At 67.6% G+C, this 13,833-nt stretch carries 16 protein-coding genes; 2 read left to right on the top strand and 14 right to left on the bottom strand.

Annotated elements, in window-relative coordinates; all coding sequences use genetic code 11:
• Positions 1 to 105 precede the first annotated feature (105 nt).
• Positions 106 to 282, top strand: a complete 177-nt coding sequence (locus AC2YB9_RS05615) for a DUF255 domain-containing protein (protein WP_487267768.1) — start codon at positions 106 to 108, stop codon at positions 280 to 282.
• Between the two features lie 356 nt (positions 283 to 638).
• Complete coding sequence (locus tag AC2YB9_RS05610; protein ID WP_487267767.1) at positions 639 to 2,195, top strand: IS1182 family transposase; 1,557 nt, start codon at positions 639 to 641, stop codon at positions 2,193 to 2,195.
• Between the two features lie 209 nt (positions 2,196 to 2,404).
• Here AC2YB9_RS05610 and AC2YB9_RS05605 read toward each other — a convergent pair whose 3' ends face one another.
• The 14 genes from AC2YB9_RS05605 to AC2YB9_RS05540 form a co-directional block, all read right to left on the bottom strand.
• Positions 2,405 to 2,731, bottom strand: coding sequence for a VOC family protein (locus AC2YB9_RS05605; protein WP_487267766.1), 327 nt, complete (start codon positions 2,729 to 2,731; stop codon positions 2,405 to 2,407).
• Positions 2,732 to 3,147: 416 nt separating this feature from the next.
• Positions 3,148 to 4,356, bottom strand: a complete 1,209-nt coding sequence (locus tag AC2YB9_RS05600) for an acetyl-CoA C-acetyltransferase (RefSeq protein ID WP_487267765.1) — start codon at positions 4,354 to 4,356, stop codon at positions 3,148 to 3,150.
• A 23-nt stretch (positions 4,357 to 4,379) separates the two neighbouring features.
• A complete protein-coding gene (locus AC2YB9_RS05595) occupies positions 4,380 to 5,129 on the bottom strand; it encodes an FAS1-like dehydratase domain-containing protein (protein ID WP_487268568.1) in 750 nt (249 codons plus the stop codon).
• Between the two features lie 137 nt (positions 5,130 to 5,266).
• Positions 5,267 to 6,007: a 3-oxoacyl-ACP reductase FabG gene (gene fabG / locus AC2YB9_RS05590; protein WP_487267764.1), complete on the bottom strand. Its 741-nt coding sequence runs from the start codon at positions 6,005 to 6,007 to the stop codon at positions 5,267 to 5,269.
• Between the two features lie 2 nt (positions 6,008 to 6,009).
• Positions 6,010 to 7,182, bottom strand: a complete 1,173-nt coding sequence (locus tag AC2YB9_RS05585) for an acyl-CoA dehydrogenase family protein (protein WP_487267763.1) — start codon at positions 7,180 to 7,182, stop codon at positions 6,010 to 6,012.
• The gene (locus tag AC2YB9_RS05580) at positions 7,182 to 8,021 is read right to left on the bottom strand and encodes an HpcH/HpaI aldolase/citrate lyase family protein (protein WP_487267762.1); all 840 of its coding nucleotides are present in this window, start codon (positions 8,019 to 8,021) and stop codon (positions 7,182 to 7,184) included. The genes AC2YB9_RS05585 and AC2YB9_RS05580 overlap by 1 nt, the downstream gene beginning before the upstream one ends.
• Positions 8,018 to 9,256, bottom strand: a complete 1,239-nt coding sequence (locus AC2YB9_RS05575) for a CoA transferase (RefSeq protein ID WP_487267761.1) — start codon at positions 9,254 to 9,256, stop codon at positions 8,018 to 8,020. Before AC2YB9_RS05575 ends, AC2YB9_RS05580 begins: the two co-directional genes overlap by 4 nt.
• The gene (locus AC2YB9_RS05570) at positions 9,253 to 9,957 is read right to left on the bottom strand and encodes an enoyl-CoA hydratase/isomerase family protein (RefSeq protein ID WP_487267760.1); all 705 of its coding nucleotides are present in this window, start codon (positions 9,955 to 9,957) and stop codon (positions 9,253 to 9,255) included. The genes AC2YB9_RS05575 and AC2YB9_RS05570 overlap by 4 nt, the downstream gene beginning before the upstream one ends.
• Positions 9,954 to 10,430 (bottom strand): MaoC/PaaZ C-terminal domain-containing protein, encoded by a 477-nt coding sequence (locus AC2YB9_RS05565; RefSeq protein ID WP_487267759.1) that lies wholly within the window; start codon positions 10,428 to 10,430, stop codon positions 9,954 to 9,956. The genes AC2YB9_RS05570 and AC2YB9_RS05565 overlap by 4 nt, the downstream gene beginning before the upstream one ends.
• Positions 10,427 to 10,552, bottom strand: coding sequence for a hypothetical protein (locus AC2YB9_RS05560; RefSeq protein WP_487267758.1), 126 nt, complete (start codon positions 10,550 to 10,552; stop codon positions 10,427 to 10,429). Before AC2YB9_RS05560 ends, AC2YB9_RS05565 begins: the two co-directional genes overlap by 4 nt.
• Positions 10,549 to 11,262, bottom strand: coding sequence for an ABC transporter ATP-binding protein (locus AC2YB9_RS05555; RefSeq protein ID WP_487267757.1), 714 nt, complete (start codon positions 11,260 to 11,262; stop codon positions 10,549 to 10,551). The genes AC2YB9_RS05560 and AC2YB9_RS05555 overlap by 4 nt, the downstream gene beginning before the upstream one ends.
• Positions 11,243 to 11,998, bottom strand: a complete 756-nt coding sequence (locus AC2YB9_RS05550; protein ID WP_487267756.1) for an ABC transporter ATP-binding protein — start codon at positions 11,996 to 11,998, stop codon at positions 11,243 to 11,245. The genes AC2YB9_RS05555 and AC2YB9_RS05550 overlap by 20 nt, the downstream gene beginning before the upstream one ends.
• A complete protein-coding gene (locus AC2YB9_RS05545) occupies positions 11,988 to 12,923 on the bottom strand; it encodes a branched-chain amino acid ABC transporter permease (RefSeq protein WP_487267755.1) in 936 nt (311 codons plus the stop codon). Before AC2YB9_RS05545 ends, AC2YB9_RS05550 begins: the two co-directional genes overlap by 11 nt.
• Positions 12,920 to 13,813: a branched-chain amino acid ABC transporter permease gene (locus AC2YB9_RS05540; protein WP_487267754.1), complete on the bottom strand. Its 894-nt coding sequence runs from the start codon at positions 13,811 to 13,813 to the stop codon at positions 12,920 to 12,922. The genes AC2YB9_RS05545 and AC2YB9_RS05540 overlap by 4 nt, the downstream gene beginning before the upstream one ends.
• Between the last annotated feature and the right edge of the window lie 20 nt (positions 13,814 to 13,833).

Genomic DNA, 13,833 nt, shown 5'->3' with positions numbered 1-13,833 from the left:
ACGCGATATTTTCGTCGCGGAGACGTGGTCGAATGCTGAGGAAATGCTGGGAGAGCGCTTCAGGGCAAATCTAACCCGTTCGATACGTGATGGCAGGGTAGGGATGTGACCAACAGACTTGCGTATTCAACTTCGCCGTACCTCCTGCAACACAAGGACAATCCGGTCGATTGGTATGAATGGGGCGCTGAGGCGCTAACCGCTGCCGCCGATCAGAACCGGCCGATCTTTCTGAGCATTGGCTATGCGGCCTGCCACTGGTGCCACTTGTCAAGCAACTGACTGCAATTCAAGTGTTTCCGGAGGTCAGAGCTATATGGCCGTATTCGGTGTGTGACGATTTGTGCCGTTTTATTTCGCGTCATTGCAGGGTTTCCGTTAGACCGAATGCTGGTTCAGCATTCGACGAATGCTGATCTTGGGATCAGCCAGTAGCCATCAGATGCCCAAGATTCGGGACCCCGGCAGCACTCGTCGCTGTGCGTCCATCGCGGCGGAATGAAGCGACTGTTCTGCTCGTATGAAGAGCCGGGCCGCGGATGTGTCTGGGATCCCATCGGTGACTTCAGTGCCTAGGAGTCTGCTGAACAATGGCGTGTCTGCGGGGTCGGTCTGATTTGGGCTGGGATCATTGATCTATGCAGGGTCGTGATGATGGGCAGCGTCAGTTTTTGGATGTGGAGTCGGTCGCGGGGCATTTGCTTCCGGCGGGGTCGGTGTTCGCTTTCCTTGCCGAGAACCGGGGCGTGTTGTTCCCCGATGACGGGTTCGCTGATCTATTCCCGTCGGGCCGGGGCCGGCCATCGATCCCGGGCGAGGTGATCGCGTCGGTGCTGGTGTTGCAGACCATCCACAATTTGTCGGATCGGCAGACCGCGGAGGCGGTGACGTTCGATCTGCGCTGGAAAGCCGCGTGTGGGTTCGCGGTGACTGACACCAGTTTCCATCACTCGGTTCTGACGTATTGGCGCCGCCGGCTCGCGGCCAGCGAACGACCGCACCGGATCTTCGACGCCGTCGCCGAGGTCATCGCCGCCACCGGTGTCCTGTCGGGGCGTCGACGCAGGGCTGTGGACTCGACGATCCTCGACGATGCGGTCGCCCGTCAAGACACCGTCACCCAGCTGATCGCGCAGATCCGCCGCGTCGCCCGTCTGGTCCCGCAAGCTGGCGATCTGGTCGCCAGCCTGAGCGGGCATGACTATTCGGTGCCGGGCAAACCCGATATCGCCTGGGACGACCGGGCAGCCCGCGAGCAACTCATCACGAACCTGGTCAATGACGCACTGAGCGTCCTGGCTGGTCTTGAGGGCGCCGAGTTGAGCGAGGCGCAGTCCGAGGCGGTCGCCCTGCTGGCACTCGTTGCTGGTCAGGATGTGGAACCTGCTGAGGGAACTGATGGCACCGACGGCCGGTGGCAGATCGCGCGCAAGGTCGCCCCCGACCGGGTCATCTCCACCGTCGATCCCCAGACACGGCATGCGCACAAGTCGCGGGAGAAGAAGCAGGACGGGTTCAAAGCCCACATCGTGATCGAGCCTGACACCGGCCTGGTCACCGCCGCAGCACTCACGAAAGCTGCAGGACCCCAGAACGGTGACGCGGCCCGCGGCGCCGAGCTCATCGCCGCCGACACGTCTATCGGCGGCCAACCCGTTGAGGTGTTGGGTGATTCGGCCTACGGATCAGGAGACATGCTCGCTGCGATCCGAGCAGCTGGACACAGGGCGATTATCAAACCGATGCCGATCAACCGTGCCGTTCCCGGTGGTTTCACAATTGATGACTTCGCCGTCGACCATCAGAGCCGGACAGTGACGTGTCCGGCCGGGCAGACCCGGAAGATCACCGCAAAGGGCCGCGTGACGTTCGGCTCTATCTGCTCGGCATGCCCACTGGCAGCGCAGTGCACCAAGTCGGCGCGAGGCCGCAAGATGCTGATCGGCGTCCACGACCAGATCAAACGCGAACACCGGGCCAGCGCGAAGGATCCAGACTTCCAGGCCGTCTACCAACAACACCGGCCCATGGTCGAACGGTCGATCGCCTGGATGACACGCGACGCCCGCCGTGTCCCCTACCGGGGTGTGGTCAAGAACAACGCCTGGTGGGCCACGAGGGCAGCCGGAATCAATCTCAAACGACTCCTCAACCTCGGACTCACCCTCGAAAACGGGACCTGGGCAACCGCATAAGCCCACGGCGGCTGCGCCGCCGCGACTGCGTGCCCCAGGGACCCGGACCGAATTCTGCGCGACACCACATCGCCAAAGAACCCAACTCGTCATCAGAGCAGGCCCAGACAACAGCAATGCTCACGCGCACACCCCAGAACAGGCTTACTTCAGCAGACTCCTAGACAGTCGTCCTGCCGCCTCGCTCGCCTTACTACTCAACAACTGTGTCAGGCGGGCTGCCATAGTTCCACCCGATTGCCCTCCGGATCGGTTACCCAACCGAATCGACCGACACCTTTAATGTCTTGCACCTCATCGGCCACGTCTGCTCCCTTACAGCGCAACTGGACGAGCATGGCCGCCAAGTCGCGGACCCGGAAGTTGAGCATTGTCTGTTGCTGGGGCGACCCGAAGTATTCGGTTCCGGATTCGAGCGTCGCGAACGCTGTCTGCCCTGTTTCCTGAGTCCAGAGGCCATTCTCATCGGCGGTCGCAGCCGTTACAGTTCCTGCATCGGCCGGAATCTTCCGAGGGTGCTGGCGCTGCGGAGGCAAGACCCTGGCAAAAGTAAGCGAGGCGCTAGGCATCTACGGCGACGGACGCACCTATCGGTTGCCTCTGGCCTGGAAGCTGTTGGGTTCGAAGATCAGTCGAATTGCGCTAGGTCAGGCGCTGAGTGCGGTGAGCTTGGAGGATCCGAGCCTGATGTCTGCGGTCGAGCGGTTGCGGCGCTACTACGACCCGCTGCTTCGAAGTCAGTCCCGATCCCCATGACAGTGACGGTTCGGGCGGCGTCGGCGCCAACGTGCGTGCCACGGAGCGCGCCTGCGGGCAGCGCTGAATGAAAACGCTGACTGTGTTTCTCGACCGCAGTCCGCGGAGACCTGCCGACGAGCCGCCCGGGGCCCGTTCTGAATGATGAGGTTCGAGAGCATCGTGATGGCGCGAAGGCCGCAGCGATCAAGTCTGGTTAGGAGACCCGCTCCCAGACCGCTGCCAGGCCCTGGCCGCCGCCGATGCACATCGTCTCGAGACCGTAGCGGGCCCCGCGGCGATGCAGCTCGCGGGCGAGCGTGCCGAGCATCCGGGTGCCGGTGGCTCCCACGGGGTGGCCCAGGGAGATGCCCGAGCCGTGGAGGTTCGTTCGCTCTAGGTCGTCGTCGGTGAACTTCCACTCCCGCATCACGGCCAGTGCTTGGGCCGCGAACGCCTCGTTGAGCTCGATCACGTCCATGTCGTCGAGCGACAGGCCGGCGTGTCCGAGTGCCTTCGCCGTGGCGGGGACCGGTCCGATGCCCATCAGGTGCGGCGGCACCCCCGCCACACCCCACGAGACCAGCCGGACCAGCGGGCGCAGGCCCAGCTCCTCGGCCTTCTCGGCGGTGGTGACTAGGCAGACGGCGGCCGCGTCGTTTTGGCCGCTGGCGTTGCCGGCGGTCACCGTAGCCTCGGGGTCGCTGCGGCCGAGGATCGGCTTGAGCCTGCCTAGGCTCTCCATCGAAGTGTCGGCGCGCGGGTGCTCATCGGTGTCGATCACGTCTTCTCCGCGCGAGGGCACAGTCGTCGCGATGATCTCCTCCGCGTAGACGCCGGACTGCTGGGCTGCCACCGCGCGCTGGTGCGAGATCATGGCCAAGCGGTCCTGCTCGCCGCGGCTGATGTCGTACTTCCGGCGCAGGTTCTCCGCCGTCTCAACCATCCCACCGGGGACGGGGTGGAAACGTCCGCCCGCGGTCGACCGGGCCCGCATCAGGCTGTCGTGGATCTGGACGCCGTGGCGCGCGCCGCCCCACCGCATGTCCGTGGAGTAGAAGGCCGCGTTGCTCATGCTCTCGGTGCCGCCCGCCACGACGACGTCGTTGGCGCCGCTCTGCACGGCCATCACGGCGTTGATAACCGACTGGAGCCCGGACCCACAGCGCCGGTCGAGGTGTTGACCCCCCACCGTCACCGGCAGGCCGGCGTCAAGGGCGACCACGCGCCCGATGGCCGGGGCCTCGCTGTTGCCGTTGCAGTGGCCGAGGATGACGTCCTCGATGAGGGCGGGATCGATCCCGGTCCGTTTGATCAGCCCCTGGAGGGCGCTGACGCCTAGGTCCACGGCGGTCAAGGACTTGAACATCCCGCCGTATCGGCCGATGGGGGTGCGGACGGGTTCGCAAATGACAGCTTCGCGCATGGGAGTCTTCCTTCTCTGGGGGTTCAGGGGGTGGTCGCGCCGAGTTCGACGTCGAGGCTGGTCAGGAGCCGGTCGTCATCACTTGGCTTCCGGGGCGGGCCGAGCAGGGCCAGGCTGATCTCGTCGCTCGCGGCGTGCGTACGACGGATCTGGGCGGGCTCACCGCAGAACAGCGGCTGGCGGTTGCGGTGGACGAGCCTCGTGACCTGGTGGTCGGGGGCGTCGAGGCGCAGCATCTCGGCCAGGGCGAGCGTCAGCAGGGGACCGTGCACCACCAGTCCGGGATAGCCCTCGACGGCGGTGGCGTAGGGCCAGTCGTAGTGGATGCGGTGGGCGTTGGCGGTGGCTGCGCTGAAGCGCATCAGGACCGTCGGATCGGTCCTAAGCTCAGCGTCCCATGGCCCGGTGCACGCGATCGGTGTGCCGACGACGGGAACGGGCTGCACCGCGGCCGTAGAGTGCTCCGATGGGCCGCCGCCCTCGCGGTAGATTAGGTCCTGCCGTTCCTCCAGAGCCAGCGCGCCGTGCTCGTCGTACAGCCGGACCTCCACCGTCACGAGCACCATCGGGCCGGACCGTCCCTCCTTGTCGGTCACCGAAAGCACGGTGCTCTCGCGACGCACGGTGCTCCCGACCCGCAGCGGTCTGTGTAGCCGCACCTCACCGCCAGCGAACATCCGCCGCGGGAGCGGCACCGGAGGGAGGAACGACCCCCGGCGTGGGTGACCGTCGGCGCCAGTCTCGGACGCTGGCGGCCACTGCGGCAGCGCCACCCAGTGCCACAGAGGCGGCAGGACGTCGCCGTCCGCAGGGAGGGGCGTGCCGTCGTCGAGGAGCCGTGCGAGCGCGGCGACTGGCCCCGGCTGGAGGCGCTCCTCGGTAACGATGGTGTGTGCTTGCCAGTCCACGGCTACATGAACCTCCCGCCCGTGACCTCGGCGATCGTGCCGGTCATGTATGAAGACAGGTCGCTGGCGTAGAACAGCGCCACCGAGGCGACCTCGGCCGGCTCGCCTGCACGCTGCATCGGGATCTCGGCCATCTTCTGGTCCCATGCCTTCTGCGGCATCGCCTCGGTCATCGCGGACCTGATCAGGCCGGGCTGGATGACGTTGACCCGCACACCGTGGTGCGCCATCTCCTTGGCGGCCGCCTTCGAGAGCCCCACGATGCCCGCCTTGGCCGCCGAGTAGTTGGTCTGGCCGACCATGCCCACCTTCCCCGAGAGGGATGAGATGTTCACGATCGCGCCCGACTTCTGCTCGCGCATGATCGCGGCCGCGAGCCGGGTGCCGTTCCAGCAACCCTTGAGGTGTACGGAGACCACTTGGTCGAACTGGTCCTCGCTCATGGAGCGCATCGTGGCGTCGCGGGTGATGCCGGCGTTGTTGACCAGCACGTCCAAGGCGCCGAACGTGGTGGTAGCGGCCTCGAGCAGCTGCTGGACTTCGTCGGCCCGGGTGACGTCGCACCGGACGGCGATCGCCTTCTCCGGTCCGCCGAGCATCTCGGCCGCCGCGGATGCCGCGGCCTCCTCGAGGTCGCCGAGCACCACCCGGGCGCCCTCCGCGACGAATCGTTCCGCAATGGCCAGACCGATGCCCTGGGCACCGCCGGTCACGACCGCGGTCCTGCCTTCGAGAAGCTTCATGGTCACATTCCTTCACTTTTGCCGTGCTGGCGGTCGCGCGCGATCAGCTGGGCAGCGATCACGTTGCGCTGGATCTCGTTGGTGCCTTCTCCGAGAATCATCAGCGGGGCGTCGCGGAAGTACCGCTCGACGTCGTACTCCTTGGAGAAGCCGTAGCCACCGTGCACACGCATGGCGTCAAGGGCCACCTCCATGGCCGCCTCGGAGGCGAACAGCTTCGCCATCCCGGCCTCCATGTCGGCGCGGCGACCGGTGTCAAGCCGGCTGGCGGCATCCAGGGTCATCAGGCGCGCGGCCTGCACCTTGGTCGCCATGTTCGCGAGATGGGCACCGACCGCCTGGTGCTTCCAGATCTGCTGGCCGAACGACTCGCGTTGCTGGGCGTAGGCCACCGCCGAATCGAGGGCGGCCTGGCCGACGCCGACCGCCCGGGCGGCGACCTGGACGCGGCCGACCTCGAGCCCGCGCATCATCTGGGCCCAGCCGGCGCCGGGCACGCCGCCGAGCACCGCCCCGGCGGGCACTCGCATCCGGTCGAAGACCAGCTCGCAGGCCTCGACCCCCCGATAGCCGAGCTTGGGGATCTTCCCGGAGATCTCGAGGCCGTCGCTGGGCTCGACTAAGACCACGCTCATGCCTCGGTGGGCCGGCTCGGCGTCCTTATCGGTCTTGCACAGCAACCCGATCAGGCCGGCGTGCTGCGCATTGGAGATCCACGTCTTGGAGCCGTTGACGACCAGGTCGTCACCGTCCGGGAGGGCGGTGGTGCGCAAAGCCTGCAGGTCGCTGCCGCCGCCGGGCTCGGTGAGTGCCATCGTGGCGCGCACGCTGCCGTCGGCCATTCGGGGCAGGTAGTGGACCTGTTGCTCCGAGGTGCCGAACGTCTTGATCAGGTAGGTGATGACAGAGTGGCCCCCGATGGCGCCGCCGAGGCTCATCCAGCCACGGGAGAGCTCCTCGGTGACCCGGGCGAAGCACGCCATGCTGACGTCGACGCCGCCGTACTCGTCGGGGACGAGCATCCCGAAGCAGCCCAGCCGCTTCATCCCCTCGATGAGCTCCTCTGGGTAGACGTCCGCGGCCTCGAGCGCCCGCACTTGCGGCTTAACGCGCCGGTCCACGAACTCCGCGACCAGCCCCACGATCTCCTGCTCGTCCTCGCTGAGCTCCGGCATCACGCCTCCTCGGTGTCGTCTGATGTCGAGTGGGTGGTGCCGAGGATCCGCCGGGCCCGCTCGGCGACCGGACGGTCGACCATCCGCCCGTCGAGCGACACGACCCCGCCGTCACCGGCGGCCGCCACCACGGACCGGGCCCAGGCCAACTCTTGGCTGGTGGGGGCGAGAGCGGCGGCGGCCACGGGCACCTGGCGGGGGTGGACGCAGAGCTTGCCGGTGAACCCCCTCCGCCTCGCGTAGCTGACGTCCTCGCGCAGCCGCGCGTCGTCGACCAGATCCTGTGTCACCCCGTCGATCGGCGGCGCGATACCGGCCGCAGCGGAGGCTAGGACGAGCGCGCCCCGGGCGACTGCAATGGCCTCCCGGTCCTCGGGGTCGACACCAAGCTCGGCGCCGAGGTCGATGCTCCCGAACGCGAGCCGAGCCACGCCTTCGGCGGCGGCGATCGCCGGTGCGGCCACGATGCCGCGAGCCGTCTCGACCAGCGCGATCAGGGTCGCCCGGTCGAGCCGGTCGGCCAGCGCGACCAGCAAAGCCGGGTTCTCGGCCTTGGGAACCATTACGATGCCCGTCCAATCCGCCAGCGCCGCCACGTCGTCGGCGTGCCAGGACGAGCCAGAGCCGTTGACGCGCACGGCGGCCACCGATCCGCCGGCCAGCCACGCCACGACCGCCCCACGGGCCTCATCCTTCGCCGCCGGCGGCACTGCGTCCTCGAGGTCGAGGACGACCAGGTCAGCGCCGGCCGCAGTCGCCTTGTCGAACAGGTGCGGCCGGTGGCCGGGGACGAACAGCAGCGTGCCGGCCGTGGCGACGCGTCCGGTGAGGGTGCTCATACGCCGCCCCTGGCGTGCGCGTTACCGGTGCCCACGACGCCTTGGTTGGCGAGCTGGCCGACCTCGGCCTGGGTCAGGGCTAGGATGTCGCCCAGCACCCGCTCGGTGTCGTCGCCCAGTTGGGGGGCCGGCACCGGTGGCGCCAGCTCGGCGTCCCAGCGCAGCGGACCGGCCGTGGCGAGCATGGCACCTACCCCGGGCTGCCGGATCTCTGTGGCGACCGATCCCGTGGCGGCGCGCGCATCATCGGCGGCCTCGGCCATGGTGCGGTAGGGGCCCCAGAGCACCCGGGCGGCATCGAGCTCCCGGCTGACCTCGGCCAAGGTCCGCTCGGTGAACCAGGGTCGCAGGATCGCGGCGATCGTCTCCCGGAGCCGGTAGCGGTCAGCCTCGTTGTCGAGGTCGGCCTCCAGCGACTGGGCCAGCACGTCAAAGACCGGCGCCGTGTTGGTCACCTGGCACAGGGCGTGCCACTGCCTGCCGGTGAGGGCCACCACCATGACCCGGTGCCCGTCGGATGTGGCGAAGTCGACGCCGAACGAGCCATACACGTGATTGCCGTGGGGGGGCCGTGGCCGGCGCTCCAGTTCGGCTTCGGCGAGCCACCCCAGGCTACCGACGGCGGAGAGGGCGACGTCGGTGAGCGCTAGGTCGATCCGCGACCCCTCGCCCGACAAGGAGCGTTGGTGCAGCGCCGCCAGGACCCCCGTGGCGGCCGTCATGCCAGTCAGCAGGTCCCAGGCCGGCAGGACCTGGTTGACCGGCGATCCGGCGTTCTCAGGCCCGGTCATGTCGGGGATCCCCACTCCTGCGTTCACCGTGTAGTCGACCGCGGGGCGTCCGTCTGACCGGCCGGCCACGTGCACGTGGATCATGTCGGGACGGCGGGCGCTGAGATCGTCGTACGTCAGGCGCGCCCGGCCGACCATGTTGTCGAGGAAGATCCCGGCGCCCGGACCTGGGGCGGTGGCGAGCTCTAGGAACAGCTCGCGGCCCTCAGGGCGGCGGTAGTCAATGACCACCGAGCTCTTGCCCTTGTTGAGGCTCGCCCAGTAGAGGCTTGCTCCCTGCGGGTCGACCGGCCACCGCTGGTAGTCGCTGCCGCCGCGTGGCGGGTCCACGCGGATCACCTCGGCGCCGAGCTGGGCCAAGGCCATGCCGCCCGAGGGGCCGGCCACGAAGGTGGCCCCCTCGACGATGCGAACTCCGGCCAGGGGATGTGGCTGTGCTGTCATGGGAACTCCGGGGATCGCTTGTCGGTGAAGGTCGCTCGGCCCTCCGTGGCGTCGGCGTCGTGGGCCGCGAGCGCGACGGCTGTCCATTCGACGTCGAGGAACCGGCGCAGGTTGAGGTCCTCGCCACGCGTGGTCAGGGACTTGGCGAGCGCGTTGCTCTCGCGGGGACTGGACACGAGCTCGGCCCCCAGGGCCCCGGCGACCCGGGTGGCGCTGCCGTCCTCGGCGAGGTGGTTTACGAGTCCCGCGGCCGCGGCGGTGTTGGCGGGCATCCGCTCGGCCAGGAGCAGGTGACGGTTAGCCCGGTGGCGTCCGAGTCGACGGGCCGGGTGCCAGGCCACGGCCCCGTCTGCCACGAGACCCCGGTGCGCGAACGGCGCCCGGCAGTAGGTCGACTCGCCCGCCACGACGGGGTCGCAGCTGAGCACCAAGCCCCAGGCCACTCCGATGGCGTAGCGCTCGACCGGAGCGAGGAGCGCACCACCTACGCCCTGCATAGACGACATGTCCTCGCCAGCGGAGAAGAACGCATCGCCGCCGGTGAGAATGACGGAGCGGACGCCCGGATCCCGGCGTACCCGGTCGAGGCAGGGCCGCATCCCCTCCCGGGCCGACAGGTCGAGGGCGTTGCGACGCTCGGCACGGTGCAGCATGATCGTGGCAACCACACCCGACTGCCGCAGCTCCACGGGATCGTTCATGTCACCTCCATGCCACGGGCCAGGACCATTAGCGGGATCTGCCCCTTCTGGAGCACCTCGCCGCGCTGGTCGACCAGCCGAAAGAGGCGGCCGGCCACGGCGGTGGTCCCCCGGCTCGTGAGGCGTAGGTCGGTGATCTCGAGCTCGCAGTGCACGGTGTCGCCCACGAACAGCGGCTTGAGGAACTCCCAGTCCTTGATGCCGAGCATGGCCACCGCCGTCGAGGAGAACCAGCCTGCACGATCCATCAGCCCGGTAAGCAACGACATGCCAAACAGGCCGTGGACGACCCGCCGACCGTAGTGTGTGCCCTGCGCGAACTCTTCGTCGGAGTGGATGGGGTTCCAGTCGCCGGAGACCATGCAGAAGGTCACCAGGTCGGTCTCAGTGACTGTCCGGGCCGAGGAGCGGAGCATCATCCCGATCTCGAGATCCTCGTAGTAGAGACTGTGGTCGTCCACGTGTGACGTCATGCTCTGCCGCCCTTCATCGAGAGCACGATGAGTCCGTCGTGTTCGCCCAACTCCATCCGTCGGTGCACGTCGGACACGGTGAGTGGGTGGTCGACGACCAGCCCGTTGACGGAGATGCTCACAGCAGCCGCCAGATCTGGTCGGCTGTCACTTGGCCGACGGGCTTGTCCAGCATCACCTGACCTCGATTGATCACGACGACGCGCTGGACGACCTGGAGGGCCTTCTCGATGTTCTGCTCCACGAGCACGACCGTGATGCCGAACTCGCGGTTGATGTGCTGGGCTGCCCGCATGACCGTGTCGACGAGGTTGGGCTGGAGGCCGACCGAGGGCTCGTCGAGCATCAGTAGTCGCGGGCTCGATATGAGCGCGATGGAGATGGCGACCATCTGTCGTTGTCCGCCGCTCATGGTGCCGACCAGCTGGCTCATGCGCTCCTTGAGGGCCGGGAACATCTCGAGGACGTGCTCCCGCGAGATCCGGCCGTCGCCGCGCTCGCCGAACGTGAGGTTGTCTGCCACGGAGAGGTTTTCGAAGTAGCCCCGCTGCTGGGGGACGAGGGCGACCCCGGCGGCGACTATGTCAGGTGTGGCCACGCGGGTGATATCCCACCCGGCGAGGTGCACCCGTCCGGACTTCGCCGGAGCCAAGCCGAGCAGCGTGCGCAGCAGCGTGGACTTGCCGGCACCATTGTGGCCGAGCACGGCCACCATTTCGCCCTCGGCGATGTCCAGGGACAGGCCCTGGAGAACCGGCTGGCCGGCGACGTCGACATGTACGTCCTCGACCTTCAACAGGGCCGTGGTCTCTTCAGGCGCCGAAGTAGACATCGCGGAGCACCTCGCTTTCCATGAGCTTTTCGGGGGTGTCGATGGCGAGGACCTCGCCGGTGCCGAGGAACACAGCCCGGTTGCACAGCTCGCGGACCAGCAGCATGTTGTGCTCGACGAGGAGCACCGTCCGCTTGTCTGCGATGAGCCGGGCCAAGACCTGGCGGAACCGGTCGAGTGAGGACTCGTCGAGGCCCGAGGTGGGCTCATCGAGGAGCAGTAGCCGGGATCGGGTGGCCAGCAACCGGGCGATGGAAACCAGCTTCTGCTCACCGTACGACAGCGAGCCGGCGGCTTGGTGTCGCACGGGCTCGGGGATATCGACGAAGTCCAGGCACTCGTGAGCAAAGTCGACGGTCTCCCGCTCGGCCTTGAGGACCTGTCGCGGACGAAAGTACACGCTGCGCATGCGCTCCCCGGGCGCCTGTTGGACACCCACGCAGACGTTCTCGACGACGCTGAGCCGAGGCAGCAGCCGCACGTCTTGGAACGTGCGACCGATACCTACTCCGACTCGCTCCTGTGGGCTGGCGCGGGTGATGTCCTTGCCGTCGTAGATGATCGTTCCCTGATCGGTGGGGATTGTCCCGGTGATCATGTTGAACAGCGTGGTCTTGCCCGCGCCGTTGGGACCCACGAGCCCGGTGACCTGACCGTCCTCGACCCCGAAGGAGGCGTTCTTCACCGCCTGGAGCCCACCGAAGGACTTGGATGCGGAGCTGACTTCAAGAAGCATTGCTGACCTCCGGCGTGGCGTCGGGACTTTCGGCGGACGGTTCGGAGCGCTTCCGGACCCGGGGCCGGTCGGACACCAGGCCCTGTGGACGGGTGAACATGAGGACAACGAGGAGCACGCCGAACAACACCTGCTCGAGCGGGCCGGCCACGGACTGCGCCAGGTTGACCTGCTGGAGGAGCTGCGGGATGAGCACGATGACCGCCGCCCCGATGACGGCGCCCACGACCGAAGTCATCCCCCCGATGACGACCATCGTGATGATGCTGACCGAGGTGCCGACCTCGAAGGAGCCGGGGCTGATGTACATCATGTACTGGCCGTAGACGACGCCGCCCAGGCCGGCGAAGGCACCGGCGAGCACGGTGACGAGCAGCTTGGTGCTGCGTACCGGCTTGCCCATCGTGGCGGCGACCATCTCGTCGTCGCGGATCGCGTGCATCATCCGGCCGTACGGCGACCGGACCAGCCACAACGCCAGCGTCACCACGACGAGCAACACCGCCAGCGAGTACACGAGGAACGGTTCATCGGCGAAGAGGTCGAAGGGGCCGAGGACGGGCCGGACCAGGCCCGGGACCCCACTGGTGCCGCCGGTGACCGACGTCCAACCGGTGAACACGCTCGAAGCGACGACCTGGAGGGCGAACGACGCGACGATGAAGTAGTCGCCGGCCACCCGCAGCGCCGGGACCGCCATCAGGCCACCGGCCACCGCGGTCAGCACCATGGCCGCGACCGTGCCCGCGAGCGCCGACCAGCCACGGTCCACGGTGAGATGGGCGAACGTGTAGGCGCCGACCCCGAACAGGGCCGCGTGGGCCATGGAGAAGATCCCGAGGTGCCCGATGAGCAGGCTCAGCGAGACCGAGAGGATCGCGAAGATCGCAATCGAGATCAGGATGGACAGGATGTAGGGGCTCACGCGGTCCGCCTCCTCGGCTTCAGCTGCAGGGCCGTCAACCCGCCGGGGCTGGCGGTGATGAGCACCAGGAACAGGACAAAGATGACCGGCAGCGTCCACTGCTGGTCGATGCGCAGCAGCAGAATGTTCTGCAGGATGCCCAGGGCCATGGCGGCCACGAAGGCTCCCGCGACGCTGCCTATGCCGCCGATGAACACGGCCATGATCGAGATGATGAAGTAGGTCTCGCCCAGCCCCGGCTGCATGCCGGTGTCGGCCGAGACATAGAGGCCGGCGATCGCGGCGAACAGAGAGCCCGTCGCGTAGACCAGCACCAGGACCCGGCGCGGGCGGCGGCCGACGACCTGGACGAACTCCGGGTTGCCGGAGTATGCCTTGATCAGCTTGCCGGCCCGAGTGCGCGCCAGCACGAGGACCAGCGCCGCGAACATTGAGACCGTCAGCACGACGAACACGACCTGGCCAGCGGATATCGACCAGTAGCCGAGGTGGATGACGTGGTGGAACCAGTCGCCGAGGGCGACCCTGGCGGGGCGGGCACCGAGGTTGATCGTAAACAGGTTGTCCACGATGACCAGCGCCCCCAGCGAGACCAGGAAGAGCACGAAGCCCTCACCCCCGCGCCGCCCGAGTGGCACGTAGAGGAAGCGGACCAGAGCGACCCCGAGGAGGACAGCCAGCAGCACCCCGAGCACCGGGGCCAGCGCTTCCGAGACCCCGAAGTCTTGGGTGGCGATCACGGCGAGGTACCCGGCCGAGCTGAACACGCCGGCGTGGGCGATGTGGAAGTGTCGCGTGGCCCCGAAGATGAGCGCGAAGCCGACCGCCACGAGGGCGTAAAGGCTCCCGGCCACGAGACCGTTTAGAAGGAGCTGGACGAACAGGTCCATGAATATCCTATCGGTGGGGG

This window comes from Aeromicrobium changchenzhani (assembly GCF_057586615.1).
The sequence above is the reverse complement of the archived record's forward strand: the minus strand, read 5'-3'. Positions and strand labels throughout refer to the sequence as shown.

Bases quoted from the DNA above. Each gene is read 5' to 3' on its own strand.
- AC2YB9_RS05555 (WP_487267757.1), bottom strand. From the start codon at position 11,262: ATGTCTACTTCGGCGCCTGAAGAGACCACGGCCCTGTTGAAGGTCGAG.
- AC2YB9_RS05550 (WP_487267756.1), bottom strand. From the start codon at position 11,998: ATGCTTCTTGAAGTCAGCTCCGCATCCAAGTCCTTCGGTGGGCTCCAG.
- AC2YB9_RS05570 (WP_487267760.1), bottom strand. From the start codon at position 9,957: ATGAACGATCCCGTGGAGCTGCGGCAGTCGGGTGTGGTTGCCACGATC.
- AC2YB9_RS05565 (WP_487267759.1), bottom strand. From the start codon at position 10,430: ATGACGTCACACGTGGACGACCACAGTCTCTACTACGAGGATCTCGAG.
- AC2YB9_RS05600 (WP_487267765.1), bottom strand. From the start codon at position 4,356: ATGCGCGAAGCTGTCATTTGCGAACCCGTCCGCACCCCCATCGGCCGA.
- AC2YB9_RS05580 (WP_487267762.1), bottom strand. From the start codon at position 8,021: ATGAGCACCCTCACCGGACGCGTCGCCACGGCCGGCACGCTGCTGTTC.
- AC2YB9_RS05610 (WP_487267767.1), top strand. From the start codon at position 639: ATGCAGGGTCGTGATGATGGGCAGCGTCAGTTTTTGGATGTGGAGTCG.
- AC2YB9_RS05575 (WP_487267761.1), bottom strand. From the start codon at position 9,256: ATGACAGCACAGCCACATCCCCTGGCCGGAGTTCGCATCGTCGAGGGG.
- fabG (WP_487267764.1), bottom strand. From the start codon at position 6,007: ATGAAGCTTCTCGAAGGCAGGACCGCGGTCGTGACCGGCGGTGCCCAG.
- AC2YB9_RS05540 (WP_487267754.1), bottom strand. From the start codon at position 13,813: ATGGACCTGTTCGTCCAGCTCCTTCTAAACGGTCTCGTGGCCGGGAGC.
- AC2YB9_RS05585 (WP_487267763.1), bottom strand. From the start codon at position 7,182: ATGCCGGAGCTCAGCGAGGACGAGCAGGAGATCGTGGGGCTGGTCGCG.